21 protein-coding genes are annotated in these 26189 nt (G+C 60.0%); 10 read left to right on the top strand and 11 right to left on the bottom strand.

The window, feature by feature from the left end; all coding sequences use genetic code 11:
* Window positions 1–54 precede the first annotated feature (54 nt).
* The 10 genes from ACF6ZU_RS10020 to ACF6ZU_RS09975 form a co-directional block, all read right to left on the bottom strand.
* Complete coding sequence (locus ACF6ZU_RS10020; protein WP_392891980.1) at window positions 55–1617, bottom strand: SpoVR family protein; 1563 nt, start codon at window positions 1615–1617, stop codon at window positions 55–57.
* Window positions 1614–2885 (bottom strand): YeaH/YhbH family protein, encoded by a 1272-nt coding sequence (locus ACF6ZU_RS10015; protein ID WP_010467159.1) that lies wholly within the window; start codon window positions 2883–2885, stop codon window positions 1614–1616. The genes ACF6ZU_RS10020 and ACF6ZU_RS10015 overlap by 4 nt, the downstream gene beginning before the upstream one ends.
* 204 nt (window positions 2886–3089) lie before the next feature.
* Entirely contained in the window at window positions 3090–5012 is a 1923-nt protein-coding gene (locus ACF6ZU_RS10010) for a PrkA family serine protein kinase (protein ID WP_008027052.1), read from the bottom strand.
* 296 nt (window positions 5013–5308) lie between these two features.
* Window positions 5309–5638, bottom strand: coding sequence for a thiosulfate sulfurtransferase GlpE (glpE, locus tag ACF6ZU_RS10005; protein ID WP_008061556.1), 330 nt, complete (start codon window positions 5636–5638; stop codon window positions 5309–5311).
* Window positions 5639–5671: 33 nt separating this feature from the next.
* Window positions 5672–6553 carry a symmetrical bis(5'-nucleosyl)-tetraphosphatase gene (locus tag ACF6ZU_RS10000; protein WP_392891978.1) on the bottom strand — a complete coding sequence of 294 codons (882 nt, stop codon included), beginning with the start codon at window positions 6551–6553 and terminating at the stop codon, window positions 5672–5674.
* Entirely contained in the window at window positions 6553–6933 is a 381-nt protein-coding gene (gene apaG, locus ACF6ZU_RS09995) for a Co2+/Mg2+ efflux protein ApaG (RefSeq protein WP_392891977.1), read from the bottom strand. The genes ACF6ZU_RS10000 and apaG overlap by 1 nt, the downstream gene beginning before the upstream one ends.
* Window positions 6934–7056: 123 nt before the next feature.
* Window positions 7057–7875 carry a 16S rRNA (adenine(1518)-N(6)/adenine(1519)-N(6))-dimethyltransferase RsmA gene (gene rsmA / locus ACF6ZU_RS09990; protein WP_392891976.1) on the bottom strand — a complete coding sequence of 273 codons (819 nt, stop codon included), beginning with the start codon at window positions 7873–7875 and terminating at the stop codon, window positions 7057–7059.
* Entirely contained in the window at window positions 7872–8861 is a 990-nt protein-coding gene (gene pdxA / locus ACF6ZU_RS09985) for a 4-hydroxythreonine-4-phosphate dehydrogenase PdxA (RefSeq protein ID WP_392891974.1), read from the bottom strand. Before pdxA ends, rsmA begins: the two co-directional genes overlap by 4 nt.
* Window positions 8858–10174, bottom strand: a complete 1317-nt coding sequence (surA, locus tag ACF6ZU_RS09980; protein WP_392891973.1) for a peptidylprolyl isomerase SurA — start codon at window positions 10172–10174, stop codon at window positions 8858–8860. The genes pdxA and surA overlap by 4 nt, the downstream gene beginning before the upstream one ends.
* Window positions 10155–12953, bottom strand: coding sequence for an LPS-assembly protein LptD (locus ACF6ZU_RS09975; protein WP_392891972.1), 2799 nt, complete (start codon window positions 12951–12953; stop codon window positions 10155–10157). Before ACF6ZU_RS09975 ends, surA begins: the two co-directional genes overlap by 20 nt.
* A gap of 130 nt (window positions 12954–13083) precedes the next feature.
* On the opposite strand from ACF6ZU_RS09975, the gene ACF6ZU_RS09970 reads away from it, so the two are divergent.
* From ACF6ZU_RS09970 to ACF6ZU_RS09960, 3 genes are read left to right on the top strand one after another with little or no spacing between them, the layout of a single operon-like run.
* Window positions 13084–14103 carry an aminoglycoside phosphotransferase family protein gene (locus tag ACF6ZU_RS09970; protein ID WP_392891970.1) on the top strand — a complete coding sequence of 340 codons (1020 nt, stop codon included), beginning with the start codon at window positions 13084–13086 and terminating at the stop codon, window positions 14101–14103.
* Entirely contained in the window at window positions 14100–14771 is a 672-nt protein-coding gene (gene murU, locus ACF6ZU_RS09965; protein ID WP_392891968.1) for an N-acetylmuramate alpha-1-phosphate uridylyltransferase MurU, read from the top strand. Before ACF6ZU_RS09970 ends, murU begins: the two co-directional genes overlap by 4 nt.
* A gap of 1 nt (window position 14772) precedes the next feature.
* A complete protein-coding gene (locus ACF6ZU_RS09960; protein WP_392891966.1) occupies window positions 14773–15540 on the top strand; it encodes a TerB family tellurite resistance protein in 768 nt (255 codons plus the stop codon).
* A gap of 143 nt (window positions 15541–15683) precedes the next feature.
* Here ACF6ZU_RS09960 and ACF6ZU_RS09955 read toward each other — a convergent pair whose 3' ends face one another.
* On the bottom strand, window positions 15684–16673 hold the full coding sequence (locus ACF6ZU_RS09955) for an alpha/beta hydrolase family protein (RefSeq protein ID WP_392891965.1): 990 nt from the start codon (window positions 16671–16673) through the stop codon (window positions 15684–15686).
* Between the two features lie 73 nt (window positions 16674–16746).
* Here ACF6ZU_RS09955 and ACF6ZU_RS09950 point away from each other — a divergent pair, with 73 nt between their 5' ends.
* The 7 genes from ACF6ZU_RS09950 (at window position 16747) to ACF6ZU_RS09920 (ending at window position 26124) form a co-directional block, all read left to right on the top strand.
* Complete coding sequence (locus ACF6ZU_RS09950) at window positions 16747–19143, top strand: PAS domain S-box protein (RefSeq protein ID WP_392891963.1); 2397 nt, start codon at window positions 16747–16749, stop codon at window positions 19141–19143.
* A 125-nt stretch (window positions 19144–19268) separates the two neighbouring features.
* Complete coding sequence (locus tag ACF6ZU_RS09945; protein WP_003210977.1) at window positions 19269–19898, top strand: response regulator transcription factor; 630 nt, start codon at window positions 19269–19271, stop codon at window positions 19896–19898.
* A gap of 364 nt (window positions 19899–20262) precedes the next feature.
* Entirely contained in the window at window positions 20263–21387 is a 1125-nt protein-coding gene (locus ACF6ZU_RS09940) for an ABC transporter ATP-binding protein (protein WP_392891961.1), read from the top strand.
* Window positions 21388–21431: 44 nt separating this feature from the next.
* Window positions 21432–22475 carry an ABC transporter substrate-binding protein gene (locus tag ACF6ZU_RS09935; RefSeq protein ID WP_392891959.1) on the top strand — a complete coding sequence of 348 codons (1044 nt, stop codon included), beginning with the start codon at window positions 21432–21434 and terminating at the stop codon, window positions 22473–22475.
* 185 nt (window positions 22476–22660) lie between these two features.
* Window positions 22661–23908: an ABC transporter permease gene (locus tag ACF6ZU_RS09930; RefSeq protein WP_392891958.1), complete on the top strand. Its 1248-nt coding sequence runs from the start codon at window positions 22661–22663 to the stop codon at window positions 23906–23908.
* Window positions 23909–23920: 12 nt separating this feature from the next.
* Entirely contained in the window at window positions 23921–24745 is an 825-nt protein-coding gene (locus tag ACF6ZU_RS09925) for an ABC transporter permease (protein ID WP_027926741.1), read from the top strand.
* A 230-nt stretch (window positions 24746–24975) separates the two neighbouring features.
* Window positions 24976–26124 (top strand): iron-containing alcohol dehydrogenase, encoded by a 1149-nt coding sequence (locus ACF6ZU_RS09920; protein ID WP_392891956.1) that lies wholly within the window; start codon window positions 24976–24978, stop codon window positions 26122–26124.
* Window positions 26125–26189 lie beyond the last annotated feature (65 nt).

Raw genomic sequence — 26189 nt, 5'->3', positions numbered from 1 at the left:
CCGTTAGCTCGACAGAATAACCGTTGCGTCGAACTTCCGGAGGCAGAAACAGGATCAAAGATGAATGACGGCCAGGTCCAGCCGGCCGTAATCGCCTTCGCTGTGCTCGGTTCTGGGTGGAACGTGGTGGGTTTTCATCACCTGATCCCCTTGCAGGGTTTCCAGATGAATGTCGAAGCCCCAGAGGCGGTGGAGGTGTTTGAGCACTTCCTCGGTGGATTCTCCCAATGGCTTGCGATCGTGTTGCTGGTGGCGAAGGGTCAGCGAGCGGTCGCCACGACGGTCGATGCTGTAGATCTGGATGTTGGGTTCGCGATTACCCAGGTTGTACTGCGCGGCCAGGGTTTCACGGATGGTGCGGTAGCCATCTTCGTCGTGGATGGCCGGGACCAGCAGGTCATCCTTCTGGTCGTCGTCGAGAATGCTGAACAGTTTCAGGTCACGGATCACCTGAGGCGACAGGTACTGCAGGATGAAACTCTCATCCTTGAAGCTGCTCATGGCAAATTTGATGGTCGATAGCCAGTCGGTGCCGGCGATTTCCGGGAACCAGCGGCGGTCTTCTTCGGTAGGGTTTTCACACATGCGCCGGATGTCCCGGTACATGGCAAAGCCCAGTGTGTAGGGGTTGATGCCGTTGTAGTAAGGGCTGTCGAAGCCTGGTTGAAAGACCACGCTGGTGTGGGACGTCAGGAACTCCATCATGAAGCCGTCGGTGACCAGGCCTTCGTCATACAGGTCGTTCATCAAGGTGTAATGCCAGAACGTCGCCCAGCCTTCGTTCATGACCTGGGTCTGGCGCTGTGGATAAAAGTACTGCGCGATCTTGCGCACGATGCGCACGATTTCCCGCTGCCACGGTTCCAGCAGCGGCGCATGTTTTTCGATGAAGTACAGGATGTTTTCCTGCGGTTCGGCGGGGAAGCGCGCGTTGTCCTTGTCGCTGTATTTGTCCGCGCCTTTTGGAATGGTGCGCCACAGATCGTTGATCTGCTTTTGCATGTGCTCTTCCCGGTCCTTTTGCCGGCGACGTTCTTCCTCGGCGGAAATCGGGTAAGGGCGTTTGTAGCGGTCAACCCCGTAGTTCATCAGCGCATGGCAGGAGTCCAGCAGGTCCTCGACCGCATCGATGCCATGGCGCTCCTCGCACTGCATGATGTACTGCTTGGCGAACACCAGGTAATCGATGATCGAACTGGCGTCGGTCCAGGTGCGGAACAGGTAGTTGCCCTTGAAGAAGCTGTTGTGCCCGTAGCAGGCGTGCGCCACCACCAGGGCTTGCATGCAGATGGTGTTTTCCTCCATCAAGTAGGCGATGCAGGGGTCCGAGTTGATCACGATCTCGTAGGCGAGGCCCATCTGGCCGCGAGAGTAGGATTTTTCGGTGCTGAGGAAGTGTTTGCCGTAGGACCAGTGGTGATACCCCAGCGGCATGCCGACCGAAGCGTAGGCGTCCATCATCTGTTCGGCGGTGATCACTTCGATCTGGTTGGGGTAGGTATCGAGCGCGTAGCGAGCCGCGATACGGCTGATTTCGCGGTCGTAGGCCTGGATCAGCTCGAACGTCCATTCGGAGCCGGTGGAAATGGGTTGGCGCTTCTGCTCTTTGGCGGTCATGTCACTAACCTGCGCTGGAAGAGTTCACGGAAGACCGGATAGATATCCCCGGCCGAGACCAGTTGTTGCTGGGCAAAAGTGTCGGAAAAGGCTTCGGCGATGCGTTCGTATTCGAACCACAGGGCCTGATGTTCGCGCGGGGTGATCTCAACGTAAGTGTAGTACTGCACAAACGGCATGATCTGGTTGATCAGGATGTCGCGGCAGATCGGCGAGTCGTCGTTCCAGTTATCGCCGTCGGAAGCCTGAGCGGCGTAGATGTTCCACTCGTTGCTTGGATAGCGCTCGGCCATGATCTCCTGCATCAGTTTCAAGGCGCTGGACACAATGGTGCCGCCGGTTTCGCGGGAGTAGAAAAACTCTTCCTCATCCACTTCCCGGGCACTGGTGTGGTGGCGGATGAACACGACGTCGATCTTGTCGTAGTTACGCTTGAGAAACAGGTACAGCAGGATGAAGAAGCGCTTGGCGATGTCCTTGGTCGCCTGGGTCATGGAGCCGGACACGTCCATCAGGCAGAACATGACTGCCTTGGAGCTGGGGTTGGGCTGTTTGATCAGCAGGTTGTACTTGAGGTCGAAGGTATCGAGGAACGGTACGCGGTGAATGCGTGCGCTGAGTTTTTCGATTTCGGCCTCGATTTCCTGAATATCGCCGAAATTGTCCGGTTCATCCCGCTTGAGTCGCAGTAGTTCCTCTTTGGCTTCGCGCAATTTCGCCCGACTGCTGCCGGAAAGGGCAATTCTCCGCGCGTGAGCCGAACGCAAGGTGCGGATGATGTTGATCCGCGACGGGTTGCCCTCGTTGCTGATGCCTGCGCGAACAGTCTTGAAGGTGTCGGTGCCGGTCAGGTTGCGTTTGACCAGATTGGGCAGTTCCAGGTCCTCGAACATGAACTCGAGAAATTCTTCCTGGGTGATCTGGAAGACGAACTCGTCCATGCCTTCGCCGGAGTTGCCGGCCTTGCCCGGGCCTCTGCCGCCGCCACCTCCAGGGGGGCGTGCGATGTGTTCGCCGCTGGTGAATTCCTTGTTGCCGGGGTGAACGACGGTCTGCTTGCCGCCGCGACCGTGATGGAGCACCGGTTCGTCGATGTCGCGACCGGGAATGCTAATCTGTTCGCCGTGCTCCATATCGGTAATGGAACGCCGGCTGACCGCCTCTTCGACAGCCTTTTTGATGTGGTCACGGTAACGCCGCAGAAACCGCTGACGGTTCACCGTGCTCTTGTTTTTGCCATTGAGACGTCGGTCGATCACATAGCTCATGACTGCTCCTTAGAAGCTGTCCTGAAAGGGGCGAGCGGTGATGCAGCATCGGACCGGGAGCCAAGGGATACTGAACGCTCCCCCAAGCGCTGTGGATGCTGCTTGAACTCGCTACCGACTTTCGAACACCTTCCAGAGGCCTGTGTAACAGAAAATGCGTACACAGGTCTCTGGCTGACGACAACCGGTCTGACCGGCAGCGGGTTATTGTGATTTTCTGACCCGCAGGTACCACTCGGACAGCAGCCGTACCTGTTTGTCGGTGTAACCGCGCTCGACCATCCGTGTGACGAAGTCGTTGTGCTTCTGCTGGTCCTCTTTGCTGGCCTTGGCGTTGAAGCTGATGACCGGCAGGAGGTCCTCGGTGTTGGAGAACATTTTCTTCTCGATGACCACCCGCAGTTTTTCGTAGCTGAGCCAGGTCGGGTTCTTGCCGTTGTTGTTGGCGCGGGCGCGCAGTACGAAGTTGACGATTTCGTTGCGGAAATCCTTCGGATTGCTGATGCCGGCCGGTTTTTCGATTTTCTCCAGTTCTTCGTTCAGGGCTACGCGGTTGAGAATCTCGCCGGTTTCCGGGTCGCGATATTCCTGGTCCTGGATCCAGAAGTCGGCGTACAGCACGTAGCGATCGAAGATGTTCTGGCCGTACTCGCTGTAAGACTCGAGGTAGGCGGTCTGGATCTCTTTGCCGATGAATTCGATATAACGCGGTGCCAGGTATTCCTTGAGGAAGCGCAGGTAGCGCTCGCGGGTTTCGGCCTGGAATTGCTCCTGTTCGATCTGTTGTTCCAGCACGTACAGCAAGTGCACCGGGTTGGCGGCGATTTCGTGCGGGTCGAAGTTGAAGACCTTCGACAGGATCTTGAACGCAAAGCGGGTCGACAGACCGTTCATGCCTTCGTCAACACCGGCGTTGTCGCGGTATTCCTGGATCGACTTGGCCTTCGGATCGGTGTCCTTGAGGTTTTCACCGTCATACACGCGCATCTTGGAGTAGATGTTTGAGTTTTCCGGCTCCTTGAGGCGCGAGAGCACGGTGAACTGGGCGAGCATCTTTAAGGTGTCGGGCGCGCAATGGGCCTTGGCCAGCGAACTGTTGAACAGCAGCTTGTCGTAGATCTTCACTTCGTCGCTGACCCGCAGGCAGTACGGCACTTTGACGATGTAGATCCGGTCGATGAACGCTTCGTTGTTCTTGTTATTGCGGAAGGTGTGCCATTCCGATTCGTTGGAGTGGGCCAGCAGGATTCCGGTAAACGGAATCGCCCCCAGACCTTCGGTGCTGTTGTAGTTACCTTCCTGAGTGGCGGTCAGCAATGGGTGCAGCACCTTGATCGGTGCTTTGAACATTTCGACGAATTCCATCAGGCCCTGGTTGGCCCGGCACAGTGCGCCCGAGTAGCTGTAGGCGTCGGCGTCGTTCTGCGGGAATTCTTCCAGTTTGCGGATATCGACCTTGCCCACCAGTGCCGAGATGTCCTGGTTGTTTTCATCTCCAGGTTCGGTCTTGGCCACGGCGATCTGGTTGAGGATCGACGGGTAGAGTTTCACCACGCGGAACTGGCTGATGTCGCCGCCGAACTCGGCCAGGCGTTTGGTGGCCCATGGCGACATGATGGTGTTGAGGTAGCGCCGTGGAATGCCGAAATCTTCTTCGAGGATCGCGCCATCTTCGGTGGCGTTGAACAGACCCAAAGGCGATTCGAAAACCGGCGAGCCCTTGATCGCGTAGAAGGGCACTTTCTCGATCAGTTGTTTCAGCTTTTCGGCCAGGGATGACTTACCGCCACCGACGGGGCCGAGCAGGTAAAGAATCTGTTTCTTCTCTTCCAGTCCCTGAGCTGCATGGCGGAAATACGACACGATCTGGTCGATGCATTCTTCCATCCCGTGGAAGTCTTCAAAGGCCGGATAGCGGCGGATCACCTTGTTGGAAAAGATTCGCGAAAGCCTCGAGTTGGTCGAGGTGTCGAGCAGCTCCGGTTCTCCGATGGCCAGCAACAGACGCTCGGCGGCGGAAACGTAGGCGCTGCGGTCCTTTTTGCACAGCTCAAGATACTCTTGCAGTGAGAGTTCTTCCTGGCGTGTGGACTCGAAGCGTTGTTGGAAGTGGCTAAAGATACTCATGACGTCACCTCGCTCGATACGTGGAGCCGACGCCGGATCACTCAGTCGATGCTGGCAGCAACCGAACAGGCGGTCGCTGTTTACCCCCCAGAACTCTTTCGGAGTTCATGGCTCCGAAAGCTACTCCCGATGATCCGTGCGCCGGTGTACCGGCTCTCCCCTGTTTTGGATGGCCTGCGCTTAAGGATAGTTGGGAATTCGGGAGGTAAAGGCGAGATACGTAATTAGTTGTGGCAGACCGTTCGTCTGCCACCGCGCTAGCCCGCGGGAGCCGGGGCTTGCGCGTTACAAAAAAATTATTCGGACGTGCCTTGCGCTGTTTCCGCAGGATAAGTCGTACGCCACAGCTCAAAACCGCCATCCATGCTGTAGACGTCGGAGAACCCCTGGCTGATCAGGTAGGCCGCTGCGCCCTGGCTGGAATTGCCGTGATAGCAGACCACCACCGTTGGTGCGTCCAGATCGGCGCCCTGGATAAAAGCATGCAGGGAATGGTTGTCCAGATGCTTCGAGCCACTGATGTGCAGCGCGGCAAATGTGGCAGGGTCACGAACATCGACCACTACGGCGCCTTGCTCGCGCAGGGCCTGGGCCTGTTCTGGGGGGATGCGTTTGAATTCGCTCATGGCGGGCTCCTTCGGCTCGGCTGAAAGCGCAGTCTAGCGCTGGGCGTCGACCGGTGCTGGTTCGGAAATTGAGGGGGCGACTGGCGGCAAGGTGCGGCCATGGTCATCGCATTTGCATTGCAGGCGTTCAAGGGTGTCGACGTTCATCAGGGTCATCGATCCGCCCCAGACGCAACCAGTGTCGAGGGCGAAAATGCCCGGTTCGTTGCACTGGCCTTCGAGTGCAGCCCAGTGGCCGAAAATGATCTTCACGCCCTTGGTCTTGCGCTCTTTGTATTTGAACCACGGCGCGTAGCCCGGCGGCGCGGTGTCGGCGCCTTCCTTGCCCTTGAGGTCGAGTTTGCCTTCGCTGGTGCAGAAGCGCATGCGGGTGAAATAGTTGGTGATCACTCGCAGGCGGGTCACGCCCTTGAGGTCGTTGTCCCATTTCAGCGGTTCGTTGCCGTACATGCCATCAAGGTAGGGGGCGAAGCGGTTGTCGTCGCGCAGGGCTTCTTCGACTTCGGCGGCGCACTTCAGGGCTTTGCGCAGCGACCATTGCGGCGGTATGCCGGCGTGGACCAGGGCGATGTTGCGCTGCTCGTCGTAATGCATGAGCTTCTGCTGGCGAATCCACTCCAGCAATTCCACGCGGTCCGGTGCTTCGAGAATTTCGCGCAGGGTATCGGCTTTTTTCAGGCGCTCGATGTTATGCCCGGCGGCCAGCAAGTGCAGGTCGTGGTTGCCGAGCACGCACACCAGCGACTCGCGCAAGTTATAGAGGAAACGCAGTGTTTCCAGCGACTGCGGGCCACGGTTGACCAGATCGCCGACCAGCCACAGTTTGTCCCGGGCAGGGTCGAAGGCGACTTGCTCGAGCAGGCATTTCAGCGGTTCGAGGCAACCTTGCAGGTCACCGACGGCGTACGTCGCCATCAGTGCAGGGCTCCGGGCACCGCCAGGCGGAATGGAGCGATGATGGCGTCGAAGTGTTTGCCGTCGTCGGCAATCATTTGATAAGAACCCTGCATGGTGCCGACCTTGGTCGTCATCACCGTGCCACTGCTGTAGGTGTGATTTTCGCCGGCCGGAATCAACGGCTGCAAACCCACGACGCCGGCACCGCGCACTTCCTCGACATGGCCGTCACCATCGGTGATCACCCAGTGCCGGGACAACAGCTTGGCCGGTAATTCGCCATTGTTGTGCACGGTAATGGTGTAAGCGAAGGCAAAGCGGTTTTGCTCGGGTTGCGATTGTTCTGCCAGATAGCGGGTGACGACGCTGACGTCGACCTGATAACGAGGATCGGACATGCAAGAGGCCTTAAAAACGAAGCGGGACGCGGGGCGTAGCTGATTGAACTCAGTCTAGGCCAAGTATCGGGTAGTAAACCAGACATGGGCGCTGGTGTCCTACCCGATAATGCTGGTCTGCTATCAGTCAGCGGCGGGCTTCTGCGCGACTTGCTCGCTGAGCTTGTCGGCCAGGCGCACGAAAGCGGCCAGGTCGAGCTGCTCGGGGCGCAGGCTGCCGTCGACGCCGGCGGCGGTGATTTCATCGTTGCTCAGCAGCAGCTTGAGGGTATTGCGCAGGGTCTTGCGGCGCTGGTTGAAGGCTTCGCGCACGACGCGCTCCAGCAAGCGGTGATCCTTGGCCGGGTGCGGCAGCACCGCGTGTGGCACCAGGCGCACGATGGCCGAGTCGACTTTCGGTGGCGGGTTGAATGCGCCCGGGCCCACGTTGAACAGGTGCTCTACGCGGCAGTGGTACTGAACCATGATCGACAAGCGACCCCAATCGCCACCGCCTGGGCCAGCGGCCAGGCGCTCGACCACTTCTTTCTGCAGCATGAAGTGCATGTCGCGGATGATGCTGGCGTTGTGCAGCAGGTGAAAGATCAGCGGCGTCGAGATGTTGTACGGCAGGTTGCCAACCACACGCAGGCTGTTCGGCGCGGCGTTCAGGCTGTTGAAGTCGAACTTCAGCGCATCGCCCTGGTGCAGGTTGAAATTGCTCTTGCCGGCGAACTGCTGGTTGAGGATCGGAATCAGGTCCTTGTCCAGCTCCACCACGTCCAGCTGGGCGCCGCTGTTCAGCAGGCCTTGGGTCAGCGCACCCTGGCCCGGTCCGATTTCCAGCAGGCGGTCTTCAGGTTTGGCATGGATGGAGCGCAGGATGCGGTCGATAACGCCGGCATCGTGCAGGAAGTTCTGGCCAAAGCGTTTGCGCGCCTTGTGTTGGTAATGCTCGGTCATAAACGGGTCTCGGCCATCTGGTAGGCGGTTTCCAGGGCGACTTGCAGGCTGCCGGTATCGATCTTGCCGCTGCCGGCCAGGTCCAGGGCGGTGCCGTGGTCGACCGATGTGCGGATGATCGGCAAGCCGAGGGTCACGTTGACTGCCGCGCCGAAGCCTTTGTATTTCAGCACAGGCAGGCCCTGGTCGTGGTACATCGCCAGCACTGCATCGCAGTGCTCCAGATATTTGGGGGTAAACAGAGTGTCGGCGGGCAGGGGGCCGCGAAGGTCCATGCCTTCACCGCGCAGGCGCTCTAATGTGGGTTCGATGATGTCGATTTCTTCATGACCCAGATGCCCGCCTTCGCCAGCGTGCGGGTTGAGCCCGCAAACCAGGATGCGTGGCTGGGTAATGCCGAATTTTTCCTGCAGGTCGGTGTGCAGAATCCGCGTGACCCGTTCCAGACGCTCCGGCGTGATTGCATCGGCAATCTCCCGAAGGGGCAGGTGGGTGGTGACGAGTGCAACGCGCAAACCGCGAGTCGCCAGCATCATCACGACCTGTGCGGTATGCGTCAGGTCAGCGAGAAATTCCGTATGACCGGAAAACGCGATGCCCGATTCATTAATCACGCCCTTGTGCACAGGGGCCGTGATCATCCCGGCGAAATGCCCGTCCAGGCACCCTTGGCCCGCACGGGTCAGGGTTTCCAGAACGAAAGCGGCATTGGCTTTGTCGAGTTGACCGGCAGTCACCGGTGCGCTGAGTGGCGTATCCCAGACATACAAACTGTTGGCGGGTGCGGGCACATCCGGCCAGGCATCTGGCGTGACGGGCAGCACAGCGACAGCCACACCCAGCTGCGCGGCCCGCTCAATGAGCAAGTCGCGGCTGGTAATGGCAATCAGGGGGTGTGGCTGGGCTTGCGAGGCGAGCAGCAGGCACAGGTCAGGACCTATGCCGGCTGGTTCGCCGGGTGTCAGCGCGAAACGTTTGGGTTTCACTGCGCTGCCTGGTCTGCACCAGGGAGTTTGATCTCTACGTACGCTTCGTCACGGATCTGACGCAGCCAGGTTTGCAGTTCTTCGTCGTATTTGCGGTTACGCAGAACGGTCATGGCTTGCTGCTCACGGGCCTGGGCGGTGCTGTCGGTGGCGCGACGGCCAAGGACTTCCAGAACGTGCCAGCCATATTGAGTCTGGAATGGCTTGGACAGCTGACCTTGCGGGGTCTTGGCCATCACTTCGCGGAACTCGGGAACCAGTGCATTCGGGTCGATCCAGTTCAGGTCGCCACCGTTGAGGGCGGAACCCGGATCTTCCGAGAAGCTTTTTGCCAGCTCGCCGAAATCTTCACCCGCTTCGATACGGCTGTAGAGCGACTCGGCGAGGGCCTTGGTCTTGGCTTCGTCGCGGATCGGGCTCGGTTTGACCAGGATATGACGTACGTGCACTTCGTCACGGGTCTGGGTCTCGCCGCCACGCTTGTCGAGGATCTTCAGGATGATGAAGCCGCCCGGCGTACGCATTGGCTGGGTAATGTCGCCAACGGTCATGGTGCTCAGCATGCGATCGAACGGAGGAGGCAATTGAGCTGCTTTACGCCAGCCCATGTCGCCGCCTTCCAGTGCGGTTTCGCTGGCAGATTTGGCAATTGCCAATTGACCGAAGTCAGCGCCTTGCTTGAGTTGCTGATACACCGCGTCAGCCTGTTTGGCTGCACTCTGAATCGCGTCGGAATTAGCGCTTTCCGGCGTAGGGATCAGGATGTTGGCCAGGCGAAACTCTTCGGATAGCTGCATTTTGCCGAGGTCAGAGGCAAGGAAGTTCTTCACTTCCTGTTCGGAGACCTGAATGCGTTCGGCCACACGGCGTTGACGCACACGGCTGATGACCATTTCACGGCGGATCTGGTCACGGGCGTCGTCATAAGACAGACCGTCGCGAGTCAGGGCTGCACGGAATTGTTCGATCGACATGTTATTGCGCTGGGCAATGGTGCCGACGGCCTGGTTCAGTTCTTCATCGGTGATGCGGATGCCGGAACGTTCGCCGATCTGCAATTGCAGGTTTTCGACGATCAGGCGCTCAAGCACTTGCTGATCCAGCACGCTGGCCGGCGGCGCAGAAGCGCCGCGTTTGGCGATGGTTTGCTGAACTTCACGAACACGCTGGTCCAGTTGGCTCTGCATCACCACGTCGTTGTCGACAATCGCCACCACTTTATCGATGGACTGTACCGCGGCATTCGCCGCAGTACCCAGGAACAGCGCGCCCAGCACTAGCGGGCGCAGACAATCAGAAAGCTTGGTCTTCACGTTCACGATAACCTTGGATGCCTTTGTCGAGGAAGCTCTCTACTTTGGCGCCGGTGAGGCCGCCGAGACCTTTCAGAACGATCTGTAGGAAGATGCCGTGGTCGCCTTTTTCGTTTTGCGGAGCTTCCTGACTGAATTCGTCGTAGGAAACCCAGTAACGGTTGATCAGGCGCAGTTTCCAGCAGCAGTTGTCGTACTCGAAACCACCGAAGGCTTCCAGGGTACGGTTGCGGTTGTAGTCATACTGCCAGCGGCTGATTGCGTTCCACTGCGGCACGATCGGCCAGATCACCGAGAAGTCGTGCTGCTGGATCTTGTAGTAGTCCTTCACGTAGCCCGGAGTACCCGGCGTGCCGTAGTCACCGCCGCCCACCGACCATTGGCCGGTAGTCTGGTCATAACGGACCTGGTCATTGCGATAGCGATAGCCGGCGTTGATGACCTTGTTCGGGTTGTCTTCAGGCTGGTAGTGGAACATCGCGCTGCCCGAGCGAGGGCTGTGGCTGTCCGGGTCCCAGTTGTAATCGGCAGTCGTGCGCCAATCACGGTTCCAGCGGTATTCGTATTCCAGTGCGTACGGGGACACGTTGGCGTGCGCATCGTCGCGGGTTTTCGCATCGATACCTGGCAACTGGACTTCGCGGTCCTTGAAGTACAGGGCCTGGCCGACGCTGATGCGTTGACGCTCGAAACCGTCTTCTTCGATCCAGCGGTTGGTCACGCCCAGCGACAGTTTGTTCTCGTCGCCGACGCGGTCGGAGCCCGAGAAGCGGTTGTCGCGGAACAACGACGCATAGTTGAAGGTGTATTCGCCAGTGTCGAAGACCGGGATGTCCTCCTGATCTTTCTCAGGGACATACAGATAGAACAGTCGCGGTTCCAGGGTCTGGCGATAGTTCTTGCCGAACCAGGTGGTGTTGCGATCGAAATACAGGCCGCTGTCGATGCTCGCGATCGGCACGCCACGGTTTTGGTTGCTACTGAATGTACCGTTGAGGCGGTCGCCTTCAGCACCCTGGCTGGCGATGTCGGCTTTACCCTGACCGTCCAGGTCCAGTTGATACTGGGTGTACTGATACTTGAGCGTTGGCTTGATGTAGCCATAGGTCCAGTCCAGCGGCAGGCTGACAGCCGGCTTGAGGTTCAGGCGGTCACCGTTGGCGCGAGCCAGACCGAACACGTTGGTGTCCAGACGAGGCGACAGCAGGCCGTTTTCATCGGAAAACTGACCTTTTTCCAGGTCGCGGTCAAAACGCACGATTTCTGTTTCGTAGTCGAAATTCAAACCTTGCGGATGCGTTGGCAGCTGACCATTGAAGGTGATCTGCGGCAGGCGATCATACGGTGTGATGTTCGCAACGGTTGCAAGCTGATACGCCTGGGCGTTCAAGCGAGCGGTATAGCTGTCGCCACGGTAAGTGACGGAGCCTTGCTGGTTGACGAAATCCTGGCTTTTCACACCGATCTGGTCGGTCTGCAGATCCTGGAAGTAGTAAGGATCGCTGATCTTGGTGTAATCGACTTGCGTGAGGACGCGGGAGTCGAGGCCGCCCTTGTGCTGCCAGTTGTACATGTAGCGGGTTTTTTCGTAGTCGGTCTGCAGCTTGCGATCTGTATCGTCATCGTTGAGGTACGCGGCGCCGAACTGACCTTCGCTGGACTTGGTCAGGTAACGGAATTCGCCTTCCATCAACAAGCCACGCTTGCTCATGTAGCGCGGGTACAACGTGGCATCGTAGTTCGGTGCCAGGTTGAAGTAGTAAGGCGTTACGAGCAGGAAGCCGGTATCGCTGCCGCTGCCGATGGTCGGCGGCAGGAAGCCGGACTGGCGACGGTCGTCGATCGGGAAATAGATGTACGGCGTGTACAGAACCGGAATGTCCTTGACCCGCAGCGTCACGTTGGTCGCGGTACCGAAACCGGTGGCCGGGTTCAAGGTGATGTTGTTGCCCTTGAGCTGCCAGGCGTTGCTGTTCGGTTCGCACGTGGTGTACGTACCGTCCTTGAGACGGATGATCGCGTTCTCGGCACGCTTGGCGTACAGCGCGTTACCGCGGATACGGGATTTGTGCATCACGTATTCGGCGTTGTCGACCTTGGCTTCACCGGTGTCGAGCTGCACTTCGGCGTGGTCGCCGACGATCAGCGCACCGTTGTCGCGAATGCGCACGTTGCCGTCCAGCTCGCCACGGCTTTCGGCCTGGTAGAGGTTCGCTTCGTCGGCTTCGGCCTGCATGCTGCCCTGGCGCAGGACCACGTCACCGGCGAGGGTGGCGATCTGCTCATCCTGCTTGTAGCGGGAAGCCTTGGCGCCGACAAAGGTCGGAGCGTCACTTTTATTCGTCTTGTCATTCATGCCAGGACGAATCGGTTCGATATAGGAACCAGAGCAGTAAGGACCGGTTTCGGCCAATTGCGCTGCGGTGAGCTTCTCGCGCGGAACCCAGTCGAGGTGACTGTAGTCTTCGCTACGCGACTTCAGGCCGCGGCCTTTGGACTCGGTGACGAGCGCAGTCTTGGCGCCGGTGTCTTCGCTTGTGGCACTCTCGGCGGGTGTTTCGCCGGTTGCGGAAACTGCGCTGCCGTCATGGACGGGACGCGGAGGCAATGCAGCCGCCGGCGTCTTTGGCGCACAGTCCCAGGCACCCGAAGCAGAGACTGAGCAGTCATACTGTTCCGCGGCGACCACGAACGAAGTGGCTAGAGGTTGCAGGGCCAGCAAACTGCCGGTAACCAACAACGGAAATTTTTTACGAAACGCGGGGGATTTCAATGCCATCTTATTAGTCCGGGCTTCCTGCGTGCCATCTGCCCGCGGTGTGGGCCGCACGCCTCTCGATGGTCTGAAAAAGATGCTGGATAATAAAGCATGACCCGCTTGACGGCTAGCGCCGTCGGAGACCCTTGCAATGCCTGACCAAGATGTACGTTTGCAACACCTGAAAGTTTGGCTCGATGAGCAGTTGGCGACCCTTTTTGCGGAGCAAGGCTGGGGCGCCGTACCCCCGGCCACGTTGACCGCGGCCAGTAGTGATGCGAGTTTTCGACGCTATTTCCGTTGGGAAGGCGCGGGCAGAAGTTTCATCGTTATGGACGCGCCGCCGCCCCAGGAAAACTGCAAACCCTTCGTGGACATCGCTTTTTTGCTGGCGAAATCCGGAATAAATGTGCCGAAAATTTACGCCGAAGACCTCGAGCGAGGATTTCTTTTGCTCAATGACCTGGGCAACAAGACCTATCTGGATGTCATCGACGGCGAAAATGCCGACGATTTGTTCAAGGATGCCCTGCAGGCCCTGCTCGCTTTTCAGCAATTGCCGATGGTTGCGCCACTGCCGAGTTATGACGTGGCGCTGCTGCGTCGCGAGCTCGAACTGTTCCCCGAGTGGTACGTCAAGCGTGAGCTGGGGATCGAACTCGACGCGGCGCAGCAGATGCTCTGGCAGAACGTCACGGAGCTGTTGATCGACAGCGCGCTGGCACAGCCCAAAGTCCTGGTGCATCGCGACTACATGCCGCGCAACTTGATGCTCAGCGAGCCGAATCCCGGTGTGCTGGATTTCCAGGATGCGGTTTACGGCCCGGTGACCTACGACGTGACGTGCCTGTTCAAGGATGCTTTCCTGAGCTGGCCCGAAGAGCGAGTGCACGGCTGGCTGGAAAATTACTGGCAACAAGCAGGCGCTCTCGGCATCCCGGTTCAGCCCGACTTCGAGGATTTCCTGCGCGCCAGCGACCTGATGGGTGTGCAGCGTCACCTGAAAGTCATCGGCATCTTCGCCCGCATCTGCCACCGTGACGGCAAGCCGCGCTATCTGGCTGACGTGCCGCGCTTCTTTGCCTATATAGAAGCTGTGATCGCCCGCCGTCCGGAACTGGCCGAGCTGGATGTGTTGCTGCTGAGTCTGCGTGCCGGAGCGAATGCATGAAGGCAATGATTCTGGCGGCGGGCAAGGGCGAGCGCATGCGCCCGCTGACCTTGACCACACCCAAACCACTCGTACGCGCTGGCGGCGTGCCGCTGATCGAGTACCACCTGAAGGCTTTGGCGATTGCCGGGTTTACCGAGATCGTCATCAATCACGCCTGGCTCGGTCAGCAGATCGAAGACTACCTGGGCGACGGTTCGCAATATGGCGTGCGTATCCAGTACTCGCCGGAAGGTGAACCGCTGGAAACCGGTGGCGGGATTTTTCGCGCATTGCCGTTGTTGGGTGATGACGCGTTCGTAGTGGTCAACGGTGATATCTGGACCGACTACGACTTCAGCGTGCTGCATCAGCCCATCAGCGGTCTGGCGCATCTGGTGCTGGCGGATAACCCGCCGCACCACCCCGCGGGTGATTTCACCCTGGCCGACGGGCAAGTGCACGACGGCCAGCCTGACATGTCGACCCTGACTTACAGCGGCATCGCCGTGTTGCATCCGCAGTTGTTCGACGGTTGCGTGCCAGGGTCTTTCAAGCTGGCGCCGCTGTTGCGCAAAGCCATGGCTGAAGGGCAAGTGACAGGAGAGCGGTTGCGCGGTCGTTGGGTGGATGTCGGCACTCACGAGCGTTTGGCTGAGGTCGAAACATTGATTGAAGCGAGTCGCTGACATGCTGTGGCCAGGGACTCTGATAGGAGCCGGAGCGGGTTTTGCCATCGCCAGTATTCCGGGGGCCATGCTCGGCGCGTTGTTGGGGCAGGCGCTGGACCGGCACCTGCGACTGCAGACGTGGGGGCACTTGCGCGAAAAGCTCGGCGGCAAACCGATGCTGCGCAACGATGAGCTGCTGTTCGTGTTGTTGGGGCGACTGGCAAAGAGTAACGGGCGAGTGGTGGAAGGTCACATCCAGCAGGCACGCCAGGAAATGCAGGCCCTGGACATGACCGATGCGGCAAAACAACGAGCGATTGCCGCCTTCAACCGCGGCAAGACGGGGCATGATTCATTGAACGGTTATCTACGCCGTTTGAGTACCCAGCCCCATGCGGCGGAAGGCGTGTTACGCGCTTGCTGGCGAATGGTCTGGGCTGATGGTCGTGCCGGTGCTGCCGAGCGCGCACTGATTACTCAATGGGGCAAACGGCTGGGCTGGAAGTCCTATCAAGTGCAGGCGCTGTCGGCTGACTACGAACCGCAAAGACGATCGGCGGTGAGCAGTGCGGTCCTGTATCAGGAGGCATTGTTGCTGCTGGGTGTCTCCGCCACCAGCGAGCCGGCGCAGATCAAACGCGCTTATCGGCGCTTGTTGAGTCGACACCATCCGGACAAAATTGCCGGCAGCGGCGCGACGGCGTTGCAGGTGCGTGAGGCGACTGAAAAGACGCGCGAGTTGCACAATGCGTACACGTTGATTCGTCAGCGGCGGGATTTTCGTTAACCGGAGAGTAACGCGTCGCCAGTGATGACGCCTTCGCGAGCAGGCTCGCTCCCACATTTAGATCACTGTCGGTCACTAGTTTTGTGTCCAATCGTTATCCAATGTGGGAGCGAGCCTGCTCGCGAAGGGGCCGCCTCGGTCTATCAGTCCGTCGGCTGAGGATTCAACCAGCCCCGCACCCGGCGCACCAGCTGCTCTTGCTCAGCCTTGCTATCCCCGGGCACGGCCTTCAGTGAAACCTGACTGAACGCCGAAGCCTTCAAGCGTTTGCTGGCCTGCAAACGTTCCAGTGCCGCGTTGCGGTCCAGCTGTTTGTCTTTATAGAAAATGTCGGCGGTGGGCAGTTTCAGGGTGGGCGTCAGCTCGACCAGTTCAGGCTTCGCCGCCACTGGCGTCTGGGCGGCGACCATCAAGAATTTCTCGACTTGCGAAGGCTGCTTTTCGCTCAGATAACGCGCGGCCCAGTACGCGCCAGTACCATGCCCCAGCACCACGATGCTGCGGGCGCTTTGTTGTTCGGCGTAGGCAATGGCTGCATCGATGCGTGCGAAGATTCGCTCGGCATCGGCTTTGGCCTGCTCGTCGCTGGTTTCCACGACGGCCTTGTCGGCCACCTCCGCTTCACCGCCAGCGGCTTGTTCGATGGGGGCGGCAGTGGTGGAGTCTTTGCTGCCAACGTCAGGGGCTTTGGGTGCTGGCGCCGCTTCGACGATACGTGGCGCAATGGCATCGCTTTGCAGGTCGGGCAAGGTGATACTCAGGCTGCTCCACTCGGCGTCCGGCAGTTTGCGACGCAGCGGACCGATCGCTTGCGGCCAGTCAGCGGTTTCACCGGCGCCCGGGATGATGATCACCGCACCGCGGGGATCGGCGGTATTGGCCGGTTTCCACAAGGCCAGAAAGGTATCGCTGCCCGCTTGCAGTTGTTGCTGTTCCTGAGCAGGGATTTTTCGCTCAAGTGCTGTCGCTTCTTCCTGACTACGCTCAAGCAGCGGCTGACGTTCGACCGGTTTTTCTTCCGCGGTTTTGTCCGCGGCAGCGGGTGCCGGGTCAGCGGCCTCGACAGAAAAGGCGCAAGGCAGGATCAGCGACAGGCACAATGCTGGCAGTGCCAGGCGGTAGACAGGGGGCATCGGATATTCCAGGCCAGAAGTTATTCCAGCAGCCTAATGGGTTGGTCAGTATTTGTCAGTGTGCGAGATTTCAATGAAGCGTTTTCGCTGCCTGTGGGTTATCGGCTGTTTATGGTTTCCCTTGATGGGTTGGGCGACGCCTGCGCCGCCGGCGCACGTTGCCCAATTGTCCGCAAGCCAGCAGCAATGGCTGGCGCAGCACGATGAGTTGCGCGTCGGCCTGGTGTTGCAAGTCCCCTACGCTCAATACGATCGCCGCCTGCAGCGGTTGTCCGGGGTTAACGTCGAGCTCATGAAGTGGGTGGCCAAGGCGCTCAAGATCGAGCTGAGCTGGCGCAATTACCCCGACCTTGCGCAACTGGAAGCCGCTGCGCGCGAAGGTGAGATCGACATCGCCCCGGGCCTGTCGCAAACCCCCGCTGGCTTGCGGCTGTGGCAGTTCTCCGATCCGTACATGCGGGTGCCGCAACTGGTGGTCAGCGACCAGAAAGCGGCCGGTGTAGTGGAGCTGGAAAAACTCGACAGCCAGACCCGCGTCGCCGTGCGCATGCCCAGCGCCACCGCCGATTACCTGCGCAGCAATTATCCTCATCTGAATCTGCAAGGCGTGCCGATCGAGCGTCAGGCTTTGCAACTGCTGTTGAGTCAGCAGGCCAGTTACGCCGTGGTCGATGAAGCGCAGTTGGGGCGGCTGTCTGTCGAGCCAGAGTTTGCCGGGCTGGTGGTGGTCGGTGATATCGGTCTGCCGCAACTGCTGCGTGTGGCCACGCGGCGGGACTGGCCGGAACTCGCCGGCATTGTCGAAAGCGCGCTGCGGGCGATCCCGGCAAAAGACCTGGAGCAACTGCACAATCAATGGCTACAACCCAAGTACCCACGACTGACGGAGTCACCGGGTTTCTGGCAGAACCTCTGCCTGCTGTTGGCGGTGTTGATGCTGAGCAGCATGGCCATTGTTTTCTGGCAGCGCCGGCAGCAGCACAGCCTCGAGCATCGGCTGTTGGCAGCGCGGGAGGACATTGCCTTGCGCGCCGCCAGTGAAGAGGCGTTGCGCCTGACCCAGTTTTCCATCGATCAGAGCACCGTCGGCATTCTCTGGGTCAACTGGGACAGCCATGTGCGCTACGCCAACCGCGCCGCTGAAACCATGCTCGGCTATCCGGCTGGTGGCATCATTGATCGGCCGCTGATCGACTTCGAACCCGGCCTGCACATGGACCGTTGGCTGAACCTGTGGAAACGCGCCCGGGGCAGTGAAGAAGGGCCTTTCAGCTTCGAAACCAATTGCCTGCGGGCCGATGGCAGCGTTCTGCCGACGGATGTGTCGTTAAGCTTCCTGCGGTTTCGCGATGGCGAGTACCTAGTGGTGTATCTCAACGACGTCACCGAGCGGCGCCGCGCACTGGCTGCGTTGCAGGAGAGTGAAGCGCGGCTGCAAGGGATTGCCGCGAACGTGCCGGGACTGGTCTTTCGTCTGGAGCGGGCGCCGGTGACGGGGCTGATCGACTTTGCCTACATCAGTGAAGGCAGCGAGAGCCTGGTGGGGTATTCGCCGGCGACCCTGGCCCATCGGGACAAAGGCCTGCGCAGTCTGGTGCATCCGGACGACAAGGCCAGTTACCACCAGACGCAGGATCATGCGCTCGACACCGACAGCGACTGGTCATGGCAAGGACGGATTCTCACGCGTCAGGGCGAACAGCGCTGGGCGGAAATCAAGGCCATTACCCGTCGCCTCGAAGACGGCACCTATGTCTGGGACGGTATTGTCTGGGACATCAGCGAGAGCAAACGCATCGAACTGGAACTGGCCAGCTCTCGTGAGCAATTGCGCGAATTGTCGGCGCACCTGGAGAGCGTGCGGGAAGAGGAAAAGGCCCGCATCGCCCGGGAAGTTCACGACGAGCTGGGGCAGATGCTGACGGTGTTGAAACTGGAAACGTCCATGTGCGAACTGGCCTACGCGCAGCTCGATCCGGGTCTGAACGAACGGTTGAACAGCATGAAGCGCTTGATCGCTCAGCTGTTTCAATTGGTGCGTGATGTCGCGACGGCGCTGCGCCCACCGATTCTCGACGCCGGGATCGCCTCGGCGATTGAATGGCAGGCCCGGCGTTTCGAGGCGCGCACGCAGATTCCGTGTCTGGTGCAGGTGCCGGATAACTTGCCGGTGCTCAGTGATGCCAAGGCGATCGGTTTGTTCCGGATCCTTCAGGAAGCACTGACCAATGTCATGCGGCATGCCCAGGCGCATACTGTCGAACTGACACTGAGCCTTGAGGGTGACGAGTTGTGTCTGACCGTGAGCGATGATGGCGTAGGATTTATCGCCGCCACCGGCAGGCCGACATCCTTTGGCGTGGTCGGCATGCGCGAGCGGGTGCTGATCATGGGCGGGCAGTTGTCGCTGGACAGTGAGCCGGGGGAGGGCACGACGTTGAGCGTGCGGGTGCCGCTGGATGAGGCCTGATGATTTTGGGGCGTTTTGACTGACGTCATCGCGAGCAGGCTCGCTCCCACAGGGGGGTGTGAACGCCGTAGATCCAAATGTGGGAGCGAGCCTGCTCGCGATAGATCTTGAATCTGGAGAAAAACGTGATCCGTGTACTGGTAGCCGAAGACCACACCATCGTTCGCGAAGGCATCAAGCAATTGATCGGCCTGGCCAAGGACCTGCTGGTGGTGGGGGAGGCGAGCAATGGTGAGCAGTTGCTCGAGACGTTGCGTCATGTGCCCTGCGAAGTCGTATTGCTGGACATTTCGATGCCTGGCGTTAACGGCCTGGAAGCGATCCCGCGGATCCGCGCGTTGAACAATCCGCCGGCGATCCTGGTGCTGTCGATGCACGACGAAGCGCAAATGGCCGCCCGGGCGTTGAAAGTCGGCGCGGCGGGTTACGCGACCAAGGACAGCGATCCGGCACTGCTGCTGACGGCGATCCGCAAGGTGGCGGCGGGCGGGCGCTACATCGATCCGGACCTGGCTGATCGCATGGTCTTCGAAGTCGGCCTGACCGATTCGCGGCCGCTGCATTCTTTGCTCTCGGAGCGCGAGTTCTCGGTGTTCGAACGCCTGGCCCAGGGCGCCAACGTCAACGACATCGCCCAGCAACTGGCCCTGAGCAGCAAGACCATCAGCACCCACAAGGCGCGGCTGATGCAGAAGCTCAACATCACTTCCCTCGCGGAACTGGTGAAATACGCGATGGAACACAAACTCCTCTAGCGCCAAACCACGGGTTCACTGCAATCCCCTGTGGGAGCGAGCCTGCTCGCGATAGCGGTGGATCAGTCAAGGACATGTCGACTGACACTCCGCTATCGCGAGCAGGCTCGCTCCCACAGGGTTAGTGGTCGCATATCCATTTGCGACATGTCTTTAACGCCGCTATCGCCGCTCCGTAAGGCTCGCAGCTCAGCACCTGCCCCCATCCCGAAACGACATACCCATCCCCGCCATCCTTGTAGGGCAATCCCTACCCCCAACCTTCCATCCGGCTGAGGCGATTCTCTCCTGCGCCCCGATTTGCGTGCTCCCCAGCGTCCACTAGGCTTAGTCCACAGCAGTCATCAACAACAAAGGTGTGGGTATGAGCCAGGTCGATTCAAGCGCAGGGGCCAGTGATATTCTGGTCAGCTTTCGTGGAGTGCAAAAGAGCTACGACGGCGAGAACCTGATCGTCAAAGACCTCAACCTGGACATTCGCAAAGGCGAATTCCTCACCTTGCTCGGGCCGTCCGGCTCCGGCAAGACCACCAGTCTGATGATGCTCGCCGGTTTCGAAACCCCGACCGCTGGCGAAATCCTCCTGGCCGGGCGCTCCATCAACAACGTGCCGCCGCACAAGCGTGACATCGGCATGGTGTTCCAGAACTACGCGTTGTTCCCGCACATGACCGTTGCCGAAAATCTTGCGTTTCCGCTGACCGTGCGCGGCTTGAACAAAAGCGACGTCAGCGACCGGGTCAAACGGGTCCTGAGCATGGTTCAGCTCGAAAGCTTCGCCCAGCGCTATCCGGCGCAACTGTCCGGCGGTCAGCAGCAGCGTGTGGCCCTGGCCCGCGCGCTGGTGTTCGAGCCGCAGTTGGTGCTGATGGACGAACCCCTCGGCGCACTCGACAAACAGCTGCGCGAACACATGCAGATGGAAATCAAGCACCTGCACCAGCGCCTCGGCGTGACCGTGGTCTACGTGACCCATGACCAGGGCGAAGCCCTGACCATGTCCGACCGCGTGGCGGTGTTCCACCAGGGCGAAATCCAGCAGATCGCCCCGCCGCGCAGCCTCTACGAAGAACCGAAAAATACCTTCGTCGCCAACTTCATCGGCGAGAACAACCGCCTCAATGGCCGCCTGCACAGCCAGACCGGCGATCGCTGCATCGTGGAACTTGGTCGCGGCGAGAAAGTTGAAGCCCTGGCGGTCAATGTCGGCAAGACCGGCGAACCCGTCACGCTGTCGATTCGTCCGGAACGCGTGAGCCTCAATGGTTCGAGCGAGTCCTGCGTCAACCGCTTCTCAGGGAGGGTGGCGGAATTCATCTATCTGGGCGACCACGTCCGGGTTCGCCTGGAAGTCTGTGGCAAGACCGACTTCTTCGTGAAACAACCGATTGCCGAGCTCGATCCCGCGCTCGCTGTCGGCGACGTGGTACCGCTTGGCTGGGAGGTCGAGCACGTTCGCGCGCTCGACCCACTTCTAGAGGCGAACTGATCGCCCCCTGCTTCAACCAACCCTGCACGTGGAGAGAACAATAAATGTTGAGATCCCTGAAATTCACCGCCCTGGTCATGGGCATGATCGGTGCGGCACACGCGATAGCGGCGGGCCCGGACCTGACCGTGGTGTCCTTTGGCGGGGCGAACAAGGCCGCGCAGGTCAAAGCCTTCTACGCACCGTGGGAAGCGGCGGGTAACGGCAAGATCGTAGCGGGCGAGTACAACGGCGAGATGGCCAAGGTCAAAGCCATGGTCGACACCAAGAGCGTGTCCTGGGACCTGGTGGAAGTTGAATCGCCAGAACTGTCCCGTGGTTGCGACGAAGACATGTTCGAGCAACTCGATCCGGCCCTGTTCGGCAAAACTGAAGATTACGTCAAAGGCGCTATCCAGCCTTGCGGCGTAGGTTTCTTCGTGTGGTCGACCGTGTTGGCCTATAACGCCGACAAACTGGCTTCCGCGCCCACCAGCTGGGTGGATTTCTGGGACACCAAGAAATTCCCGGGCAAGCGCGGCTTGCGTAAGGGCGCCAAGTACACCCTGGAATTCGCCCTGATGGCCGACGGCGTTGCGCCGAAAGACGTCTACAAAGTGCTGGCCGGCAAAGACGGTCAGGACCGCGCATTCAAGAAACTCGATGAGCTCAAGCCAAACATCCAGTGGTGGGAAGCCGGCGCACAACCGCCGCAATACCTCGCTTCCGGTGACGTGGTCATGAGCTCGGCCTATAACGGCCGGATCGCCGCGGTACAGAAAGAAAGCAACCTGAAAGTGGTGTGGAACGGCGGCATCTACGACTTCGACGCCTGGGCCATTCCCAAAGGTCTGGACAAGGCACGTGCTGACGCGGCGAAGAAATTCATCGCTTACTCGGTCGCGCCGCAGCAGCAAAAGACCTACTCGGAAAACATCGCCTACGGCCCGGCCAACACCCAAGCCGTACCGCTGTTGTCCAAGGACGTCCTGAAAGACATGCCGACCACCCCGGAAAACATCGCCAACCAGGTGCAGATCGACGTCAGCTTCTGGGCTGACAACGGTGAGCAACTGGAGCAGCGCTTCAATTCCTGGGCTGCCAAGTAAGACCGCACCGCGGGCTTACGCTGTAGGAGCGAGCCTGCTCGCGAAGACGTCAGCACAGTCAGCATCATCGCTGACTGACACTCCGCTTTCGCGAGCAAGCCCGCTCCCACATCAGGGTTGTGTGCATTAAACGATCGAGGTGGTTTCCCGCCTCTGCAATGATCCAAAGATTTCCGGAGTACGCCATGGCCACCGCCATTCCCCTGAACGCGGGCACTGACCCCACCTTGAAGCAGCGGCTCAAGCACGCCGAGCGGATCAACCGCTGGAAGGCCCAGGCCTTGATCGCGCCATTGGTGCTGTTTCTGTTGCTGGTGTTCCTGGTGCCGATCGTGGCGCTGCTCTACAAAAGCGTCGGTAACCCGGAAGTGGTCGGCGGCATGCCGCGCACCGTGGCGGCCATCGCCAGCTGGGACGGCCGTGGGCTGCCCGCTGAACCCGTCTACAAAGCGGCCAGCGAAGACCTCGCTGAAGCGCGCAAGAATCAGACCCTGGGCGACCTGTCCAAGCGCTTGAACATGGAGTTGGCCGGCTACCGCAGCCTGCTGACCAAAACCGCCCGCGCCTTGCCGTTCGCCGCTGAGCCGGCCTCCTATAAGGAAGCGCTGGAAGGGCTCGACGAGCGTTGGGGCGACCCGGCCTACTGGCAGGCGGTGCGCCGCAATACCAGCAACATCACGCCTTACTACCTGCTGGCGGCGGTCGACCATCGCATCGACGATCTCGGCGAAATCGCCCCGGCCACGCCCGACCAGGCGATCTACCTCGATATTTTCGCCCGTACCTTCTGGATGGGCCTGATCATCACCGCCATTTGCCTGGTGCTGGCGTACCCGTTGGCGTATCTGCTGGCCAACTTGCCATCGCGTCAAAGCAACCTGCTGATGATTCTGGTGCTGCTGCCGTTCTGGACCTCGATCCTGGTGCGCGTCGCCGCATGGATCGTGTTGCTGCAATCCGGCGGGCTGATCAACAGCGGTCTGATGGCCATGGGCATCATCGATAAGCCGCTGGAACTGGTGTTCAACCGCACCGGTGTGTACATCTCGATGGTGCATATCCTGCTGCCGTTCATGATTCTGCCGATCTACAGCGTGATGAAAGGCATCTCGCCGACCTACATGCGTGCCGCGATTTCCCTCGGTTGCCATCCGTTCGCCAGCTTCTGGCGGGTGTATTTCCCGCAGACCTACGCCGGTGTCGGCGCCGGTTGCCTGTTGGTGTTCATCCTCGCCATCGGCTACTACATCACCCCGGCGTTGCTGGGCAGCCCGAACGATCAGATGGTCAGTTACTTCGTCGCCTTCTACACCAACACCAGCATCAACTGGGGCATGGCGACCGCACTGGGTGGGTTGCTGTTGCTGGCGACCGTGGTGCTTTACCTGATTTACAGCTGGCTGGTGGGCGCAAGCCGCCTGCGCCTGAGCTAAGGGGAGATTGAAATGCTGAGTCCTTATATGTCGCCCGTCGAGCGGGTGTGGTTCTACAGCTTGCGGATTCTCTGCGGCTTGATTCTGTTGTTCCTGATTCTGCCGGTGCTAGTGATCATTCCGCTGTCGTTCAACTCGGGCAGTTTCCTGGTCTATCCGCTGCAGGGCTTCTCGCTGCACTGGTATCAGGACTTCTTCGCCTCGGCGGAATGGATGCGCGCACTGAAGAACAGCATCATCGTCGCCCCGGCGGCGACCGTGCTGGCGATGGTGTTCGGTACGCTGGCGGCCATCGGCCTGACCCGCGGCGATTTCCCCGGCAAGGCGCTGGTGATGGCGCTGGTGATTTCGCCGATGGTGGTGCCGGTGGTGATCATCGGTGTGGCGAGTTATCTGTTCTTCGCGCCGCTGGGCCTGGGCAACAGTTTCTTCTCGCTGATCGTGGTGCACGCGGTGCTGGGCGTGCCGTTCGTGATCATCACGGTGTCGGCGACGTTGCAGGGCTTCAACCACAACCTGGTGCGCGCCGCTGCCAGCCTGGGAGCTTCGCCGCTGACCGCATTCCGTCGCGTGACCTTGCCGCTGATTGCGCCGGGCGTGATTTCCGGGGCGTTGTTTGCCTTCGCGACGTCGTTTGATGAAGTGGTGGTGACGCTGTTCCTCGCCGGTCCCGAGCAGGCGACCCTGCCACGGCAGATGTTCAGCGGGATTCGTGAAAACCTCAGCCCGACCATCGCCGCCGCGGCAACGCTACTGATCGCCTTCTCGGTGATCCTGCTGCTGACCCTGGAATGGCTGCGAGGCCGCAGCGAAAAACTGCGCACCGCTCAGGTCTGAAGATCACTCGGTCAACTGTAGGAGCGAGCCTGCTCGCGATGGACGTCAACGATAACGCTGGAAGCCTGACACCCAGCGGCGTTTTCAAGTCCATCGCGAGCAGGCTCGCTCCTACAGGTGTTTTGTGTGGTTTTCGGGATGGATGGTCATTCATGTCCTGAATAGCAGACAAACCCCAATCCCCAGCTACTATTGTGCCCAGCTCCCCTACCTATAAGAGGCTGCGCACGATGAGTCTTTCCTCTTTCAAAATCGCTCACAAACTGATCACCGGCGCAGGGGCCATCGAGCAACTGGCCGCCGAGCTCACGCGCCTGGACATCGACAACCCGCTGATCGTCACTGACGCCGCGCTGGTCAAGTCCGGCACGGTGGAGCTGGCGCTCGCGCAGTTGGGCGGGCGCAGCTACGAAATTTTTGACCGCGTGCTGCCGGACCCGGAAATCGCCATCGTCGAAGACTGCATGCGGGTTTACCGCGAAGGCGGGCACGACGGGCTGATCGGTCTGGGTGGCGGCAGTGCGATTGATATCGCTAAAAGCGTCGCGGCGTATGCCGGTTATCACGGAGAGCTGCAGGATCTGTTCGGCATCGACCAGGTGCCGCGCAAGGGCCCGCCGCTGATCGCCATCCCGACCACCGCCGGCACCGGCTCGGAAGTGACCAACGTCGCGATCCTCTCCGACAAGGTCGCGCAGCTGAAAAAGGGCATCGTCAGCGACTACCTGTTGCCGGACGTGGCGCTGGTCAGCCCGCAAATGACCCTGACCTGTCCCCGCAGCGTGACCGCCGCCAGTGGTGTCGATGCGCTGGTGCATGCCATCGAATCCTACCTGTCGGTCAACGCCTCGGCGATTACCGACGCGCTGGCCATCGGCGCGATCAAGCTGATTGCCAAGGCGCTGCCCAAGGCCTACGCCAATCCGTCGAACCTGCAGGCCCGTGAAGACATGGCCACCGCCAGCCTCATGGCCGGCATGGCGTTCGGCAATGCTGGCGTTGGCGCGGTGCATGCGCTGGCGTATCCGCTCGGCGGGCGGTTCAACATCGCCCATGGCGTCAGCAACGCGTTGTTACTGCCGTATGTCATGACCTGGAACAAGATGGCCTGCGTCGAACGCATGCAGGATATTGCCGAGGCCATGGGAGTAAAGACCGCTCATCTGAGCGCCAATGAAGCGGCGGACAAAGCCGTCGAGGCGATGACCGAATTGTGCGCCGCAGTGGAAATCCCGCCGGGCCTGCGCAGTTTCGGTGTTCCCGAGGATGCGATCCCGGCCATGGCCGCGGAAGCCGCGGGGATTGAACGCCTGATGCGCAACAATCCACGCAAATTGAGTGCGATTGATATCGAGAAGATCTACCGCGCGGCGTACTGATCATCGCAGTCACGGTGCGCGCGCCAAAGCATGAGGTATACAATGCGCGCCATCGTGATTCTGCT

The sequence above is a fragment of the Pseudomonas migulae genome (assembly GCF_043225285.1).
Lineage (GTDB): Bacteria > Pseudomonadota > Gammaproteobacteria > Pseudomonadales > Pseudomonadaceae > Aquipseudomonas > Aquipseudomonas migulae_C.
The sequence above is the reverse complement of the archived record's forward strand: the minus strand, read 5'-3'. Positions and strand labels throughout refer to the sequence as shown.

Coding starts and splice junctions, on each gene's coding strand:
- ACF6ZU_RS09950 (WP_392891963.1), top strand. CDS start 16,747: ATGAAGCGTTTTCGCTGCCTGTGGGTTATCGGCTGTTTATGGTTTCCC.
- ACF6ZU_RS09920 (WP_392891956.1), top strand. CDS start 24,976: ATGAGTCTTTCCTCTTTCAAAATCGCTCACAAACTGATCACCGGCGCA.
- ACF6ZU_RS09975 (WP_392891972.1), bottom strand. CDS start 12,953: ATGGCATTGAAATCCCCCGCGTTTCGTAAAAAATTTCCGTTGTTGGTT.
- ACF6ZU_RS09930 (WP_392891958.1), top strand. CDS start 22,661: ATGGCCACCGCCATTCCCCTGAACGCGGGCACTGACCCCACCTTGAAG.
- ACF6ZU_RS09955 (WP_392891965.1), bottom strand. CDS start 16,673: ATGCCCCCTGTCTACCGCCTGGCACTGCCAGCATTGTGCCTGTCGCTG.
- ACF6ZU_RS10000 (WP_392891978.1), bottom strand. CDS start 6,553: ATGGCGACGTACGCCGTCGGTGACCTGCAAGGTTGCCTCGAACCGCTG.
- ACF6ZU_RS09935 (WP_392891959.1), top strand. CDS start 21,432: ATGTTGAGATCCCTGAAATTCACCGCCCTGGTCATGGGCATGATCGGT.
- glpE (WP_008061556.1), bottom strand. CDS start 5,638: ATGAGCGAATTCAAACGCATCCCCCCAGAACAGGCCCAGGCCCTGCGC.
- ACF6ZU_RS10020 (WP_392891980.1), bottom strand. CDS start 1,617: ATGACCGCCAAAGAGCAGAAGCGCCAACCCATTTCCACCGGCTCCGAA.
- ACF6ZU_RS10015 (WP_010467159.1), bottom strand. CDS start 2,885: ATGAGCTATGTGATCGACCGACGTCTCAATGGCAAAAACAAGAGCACG.
- ACF6ZU_RS09960 (WP_392891966.1), top strand. CDS start 14,773: ATGCTGTGGCCAGGGACTCTGATAGGAGCCGGAGCGGGTTTTGCCATC.
- ACF6ZU_RS09925 (WP_027926741.1), top strand. CDS start 23,921: ATGCTGAGTCCTTATATGTCGCCCGTCGAGCGGGTGTGGTTCTACAGC.
- rsmA (WP_392891976.1), bottom strand. CDS start 7,875: ATGACCGAGCATTACCAACACAAGGCGCGCAAACGCTTTGGCCAGAAC.
- ACF6ZU_RS10010 (WP_008027052.1), bottom strand. CDS start 5,012: ATGAGTATCTTTAGCCACTTCCAACAACGCTTCGAGTCCACACGCCAG.
- ACF6ZU_RS09940 (WP_392891961.1), top strand. CDS start 20,263: ATGAGCCAGGTCGATTCAAGCGCAGGGGCCAGTGATATTCTGGTCAGC.
- apaG (WP_392891977.1), bottom strand. CDS start 6,933: ATGTCCGATCCTCGTTATCAGGTCGACGTCAGCGTCGTCACCCGCTAT.
- murU (WP_392891968.1), top strand. CDS start 14,100: ATGAAGGCAATGATTCTGGCGGCGGGCAAGGGCGAGCGCATGCGCCCG.
- ACF6ZU_RS09970 (WP_392891970.1), top strand. CDS start 13,084: ATGCCTGACCAAGATGTACGTTTGCAACACCTGAAAGTTTGGCTCGAT.